This is a genomic window from Rhodococcus sp. T9N (assembly GCF_024436645.1).
Lineage (GTDB): Bacteria > Actinomycetota > Actinomycetes > Mycobacteriales > Mycobacteriaceae > Rhodococcus_F > Rhodococcus_F qingshengii.
Genome location: NZ_JAMSKS010000018.1, coordinates 142,079 through 146,895, shown reverse-complemented (window position 1 = coordinate 146,895; position 4,817 = coordinate 142,079). Strand labels below are relative to the sequence as shown.

At 61.9% G+C, this 4,817-nt stretch carries 3 protein-coding genes; all 3 read right to left on the bottom strand.

Annotation, left to right across the window (positions count from 1 at the left end; translation table 11 throughout):
• Positions 1-74 precede the first annotated feature (74 nt).
• From M1L53_RS25255 to M1L53_RS25245, 3 genes are read right to left on the bottom strand one after another with little or no spacing between them, the layout of a single operon-like run.
• Positions 75-1,046: an antibiotic biosynthesis monooxygenase gene (locus tag M1L53_RS25255; RefSeq protein ID WP_054186591.1), complete on the bottom strand. Its 972-nt coding sequence runs from the start codon at positions 1,044-1,046 to the stop codon at positions 75-77.
• The gene (locus tag M1L53_RS25250) at positions 1,043-3,736 is read right to left on the bottom strand and encodes a molybdopterin-dependent oxidoreductase (RefSeq protein ID WP_054186590.1); all 2,694 of its coding nucleotides are present in this window, start codon (positions 3,734-3,736) and stop codon (positions 1,043-1,045) included. Before M1L53_RS25250 ends, M1L53_RS25255 begins: the two co-directional genes overlap by 4 nt.
• A complete protein-coding gene (locus tag M1L53_RS25245; protein ID WP_007733027.1) occupies positions 3,733-4,557 on the bottom strand; it encodes an FAD binding domain-containing protein in 825 nt (274 codons plus the stop codon). The genes M1L53_RS25250 and M1L53_RS25245 overlap by 4 nt, the downstream gene beginning before the upstream one ends.
• Positions 4,558-4,817: the final 260 nt, after the last annotated feature.

The window sequence follows — 4,817 nt, the reverse complement described above, 5'->3', positions numbered from 1 at the left end:
TGCGCCCACTCACGCCGCCTCGCCGAGAACCATCCACAGGTTCTGATCATTGCTCTTTTCGTGTACCGGAGAGTTCAAGGCAGCGACCAGAACTGAGTAGTCACCAGATAGAAGACGACCACCCAGAACAAGGTCACCGCAGCGACGATTGCCACCCCTTGTGCGTTGGTTTTTGCGACAGGAATCCCCGGAGGCGGACGCAGCCAACGGCGCAGGAGTCGATTCACGTAGTACGGCATCGTGAAGAAACTCATGATGAAGCTCGACAGCAGATTGCCGATCAACAATCCGAGCCAGAGTGGCAGCTTCAGCGGTGACAGCGCCAAAGTAAGCAAGACGACAGTCGGGTAGAGACCGACCCAGACCGCGATCGAGGTTTTTGTCTCCGAAGGTGGAGGGGCCTCGTTTCCGTTCTCGTCGAAGGCAAACCAACTGCCGAACGAATTGTCCACGGTTCGCAGTTCGAAGTCGTGAAACTTGCGGCCCTCGGCGAGGAGTTGTTGTCGCTCAGGGGAAGTCAGCCACGTATCGAGGTGGGCAGCATTGTCGAAGCGATACAGCAGGGTCCATTCATCCTGCACACCGTCGACGGGGCGAAACAGTTCGGTGCCGCGGAATCCGTCGAAAGCACTCTCCACCTCCCGAAGGCGATCCTGCCAGGCAAGGAACTCGTCGATGCTGTCGTCACCGACTCGGTGCGTCACTACGACGGTCAGCAGTGGGTCCGGAGGCCTGATCCCGCCGCTCACTACCTGCTGCGTGGCCGGGCCGTCGAAGAACTGACGACCGCTGTCGAGGTAGTTCTGCCTCGTCGCGCTGTTGATCCACGCTTGAACATGAGCGATGGAGTCGAATCGGTACACGATCACCCAATCAGGTTGGGTGGGCGTCGGAGCCGCGATTTCTGCCCCGAGGAAGCCTGCATAATCTGCGGCCGCCCGGTTGAGATCTTTCTGCCATACCTCGAATTCTTTCTCCAGTCCGGCACGCACTCGCTGGCCGATGATGACCGTCGCGGCGCTGTCCGCCGACGTGTGCGCGGTCATCGGTTCAGGCCTGTGTAGATGCGTTCCGGGGTGAGCGGTAGCGACCGGAATCGTGACCCGGTTGCATCCTGCAGTGCGTTCGCCAATGCAGGGGCAACCGGATTGATGCAGCACTCCGCCATGCCCTTGGAGCGGAGAGGACCGACGGAGTCTGATGACTCGACGAGGATCACCTCCGTGCGTGGGATATCTGCATATGTCGGGATCCGGTAGTTACGTAGATTCGGGTTCATCATCGCGCCGTTTGCGTCTACGTGGAAGTTCTCGGTGAGTGCGAAGCCGATGCCCTGGGCGACGCCACCTTCGATCTGTCCCCGCACCTGCGCCGGATTGATGATCACCCCAGCGTCGGTGGCTTGGACGCTGTAGAGAATGCGGATCTCGCCGGTGATGCGATGGACGGCAATCCGGAAGCCATGAGTGTTGGACACCACGCTGCGCGGAGATCCGTATGCCTTCCGCGCCTCGGTGAATCGGATCCCGCGCGGGCGCGCGGCCTCGAGTATCTCTTGCAGTGTTAATCGAGTACTACCGCAGACGATCTTGTCGTCGTCCATCGAGCACTGGTCAATCGACACGCCGGTGTGGTGCGCGGCGAAGGCAAGTAGGCGATCGCGGAGCGCATTCGACGCGCGAAGTACCGCGTTCCCAGCGACAAACAGGCCGGCGCTGGCGAAAGCGCCTGTGTCGAAACCGGTTCGGTCGGTGTCCGACTGAATGATTCGTACACGCGACGGAGTTGTGCCCAGCTGATTTGCGGCGATCTGCACGTGGGCGGTAGAAGTTCCCTCACCGAATTCGACTGTGCCGATGGCAAGTTCGTATACACAGTCTTCGCCGAGGGTGAGCCAAGCCTCGGAAATGTGCTCGGTGGGTGGCGCGGTCTCGTGTAGCGAACTGGCAGTGCCGGTGCCGATCAGCCAATCCGCTCCGAGCGAGGGAACCGGTTGGCGCTTCAACGCGGCGTCGATCAGATCTATGCATTGCCCCAGTCCGTCTTCGGTGAAGATCACGTCGTCTGGGCCGTCTTCGAGTGCGATCAGCGAATCGCCCGGTCGGACGATATTGCGTCGACGCAGTTCGAGCGGATCCATGTTCAGCGCGACGGCCAATTCGGTCATGGCCGATTCCACGGCAAAGGCCGGTTGCGTCATCCCGTACCCACGCAGAGCGCCGCTCGGGACGTTATTGGTGTACACGGAATACGCATCGAACTTCTTGTTGGCGCAGCGGTAGAGCGATACTGCCGCGCCGCCGGCAAAGAGTGTCTCTCCACCGTGGTTTCCGTACGCACCGGTGTTCGATACGTTGCGATACTGAAAGGCTGTGAGGGTTCCGTCCGACTTGGCACCGAGCTTGATCGTGAGCTTCATCGGATGACGCGGCGACGCGGTGGTGAACTCTTCTTCTCGGGTGAACTCGAGGCAGACGGGACGACCGGTGTCGAGGGTGGCGAGCGCCACCAGATCCTCGCTGATCACTTCCTGTTTTCCTCCGAACCCGCCGCCCACGCGTTTGCAGAACACGCGTAGCTGATCCGGGCGGAGGTCGAAGAGATGGGCGAGTTTGACCTTGGCGATGGAGGGGGACTGCGAACTTGTGCGAACGTGAAGGCGTCCGTCTTCCATCCAGGAGATCGAACCGTGCGTCTCGAGGTGCGCGTGCTGAACCCGCGGCGAGAAGTAGGTGCCTTCGTGGATGACGTCGGCCTCGGCGAACCCTGCCTCGACGTCGCCCACATGACCGTGAAGTTCGAGCAGGATGTTGTGCTCGGGATCTCGAACAAAGGGATCGTCGGATCCGTGCAGGGCTGGAGCGCCGTCGGCCATGGCCTCTTCCGGATCGAACACGGAAGGCAGGATCTCGTAATCGACCTTCACCTTCCGACGGCCTTCTTCCGCAGCGACGACGGAGTCGGCGAGGACGGCCACTACACGCTGACCCACGAACCGCACGACGTTGTCGAGAATGTAGGTGTCGTCCGGATCGACAAGGTGGTCGGTATGTATTGCCGTGGTGAAGAGCTTGCGCGGCACGTCTTTCCAGGTGTAGACGCGATGGACACCGGGGACGGCGAGCGCCTCGGTGGTGTCGATGGAGGTGATGCGGGCATGTGCGTGAGGCGAGTGCAGCACTTTCAGGTGCAGCATGCCGTCGATCGCGGTGTCCATAGTGTATTCGGCTCGGCCGGTCACCACGTCGGTGGCCGCCGGCGCCCCGACGCTGGTTCCGACGGCCTGTCCCGGGAGGGCAACTTCGACAGCACCGACACCGTTGACCGCGTCTTCGATGGATCGGTAACCGGTGCAGCGGCACAGGTTTCCCTTGAGCGCTCGCGGCAAGTCTTCTTTCTGCGCGTCGGTGAGCGCCGCCGAGGTCATGATCATCCCGGCGGTGCAGAACCCACACTGAAAGCCGGGTGCATCCCGGAACTGCTGCTGAATCGGATGGAGATCTTCGGGCGTGCCGAGTCCCTCGATCGTGGTTACCGCGCGACCGTCGGCGCGAAAGGCGGGCGTGATGCAGCTGTGTATCGGTGTTCCGTCGAGCCACACTGTGCACGCCCCGCAGTCCCCGCCGTCGCACCCCTTCTTCACCCCGTGGTGTCCGAGGTGCCGAAGAAACGTCCGGAGACACTGTCCCGGGAACGGCTCCTCGTGGAACTGCCGGTCGTTCACCGTGTAGCTCATGACTGGCTCCCCGTGAGTTCGTTTCGGAGCTCGTCGGCGTAGTGGCGGGCGAGGTGGAGGCGGTGGTCTGGGGTTCCGTTGGGATCGTCGAACCAAATGTCGGCCGAAATGGAGTCGACGGCTCGTCGCAGAGAGTGCTCGTCCGGCATGGTGTCGAACGTCAGCCGGATCGGATGGGTGGTGCCGGCGGTGATGGTGAGGTGAAAGTCGTCGGCGCCAGGAGTCTGCGTCGCGATCATGAAGATCGTCGAACGGCCGAGGTGCGTGAGACTGAAGCGGCGGTGGGCGTGCCGTTTGGTGAGTGCGTGCACCGGGAACTCGATGCTCCGAAGGACTTCGCCCGGCTCCAGGACATTCTGGTGGTCACCGGTCACGAAGTCGCACGCGTCGACGGTCCTCACTGTTCCGTCGGTAGCCCATAGTGTGAACGAAGCCTCGAGTGCAACTGCCAGGGTGATCATCGGTCCGGCCGGAAGCGACATACAGATGTTGCCGCCTACGGTGGCCGAATTCCACACCTTGAAAGACGAGAGGAAGTACTCGCAGCTGACGCGAATAAGTGGACTCGCACGCCAATTGTCCGGCGGGACAAACGCATACAGTTCGGCAACGGTGCACGTAGCTCCGACACCGAAATGAGTCGGGCCGACCTCCAGTGGTGTCCAACCGAGCGCGGTGAGGTCGACCAGTCGACGCGTGTCGGGTTGTTCTGCTGAGAACAGCCACGTTCCTCCCGCGAGCCAGGCGTCGCCGGGACGCCACACGTCCCCTGGGCGATCCGGTGGTCGGCGTATCACGTCGGTAATGGTGGTGATGTCCATGCGCCTGCTCCCCTCGGGGGATGTGTCTTCTCGGAGTGGGACATTACCGAGGTGACGAGACGCATTCACACTTTTAGTACATATCGGGCACGCGAAACATGAGCGATACGTACGTGACATCGACTGGTGGGGCGGTGCATGCGCTTGCCGATTCTGGGTACGACTGCTTGAGAGGCGCGATCAGCCTCTTGCTTTCGCGCTGTTGATTCGGACGCGGCTACGCACTCGGCGGCCGCGGAGATCATGCGGGGCGGGGCGCT

Coding starts and splice junctions, on each gene's coding strand:
- M1L53_RS25250 (WP_054186590.1), bottom strand. CDS start 3,736: ATGAGCTACACGGTGAACGACCGGCAGTTCCACGAGGAGCCGTTCCCG.
- M1L53_RS25255 (WP_054186591.1), bottom strand. CDS start 1,046: ATGACCGCGCACACGTCGGCGGACAGCGCCGCGACGGTCATCATCGGC.
- M1L53_RS25245 (WP_007733027.1), bottom strand. CDS start 4,557: ATGGACATCACCACCATTACCGACGTGATACGCCGACCACCGGATCGC.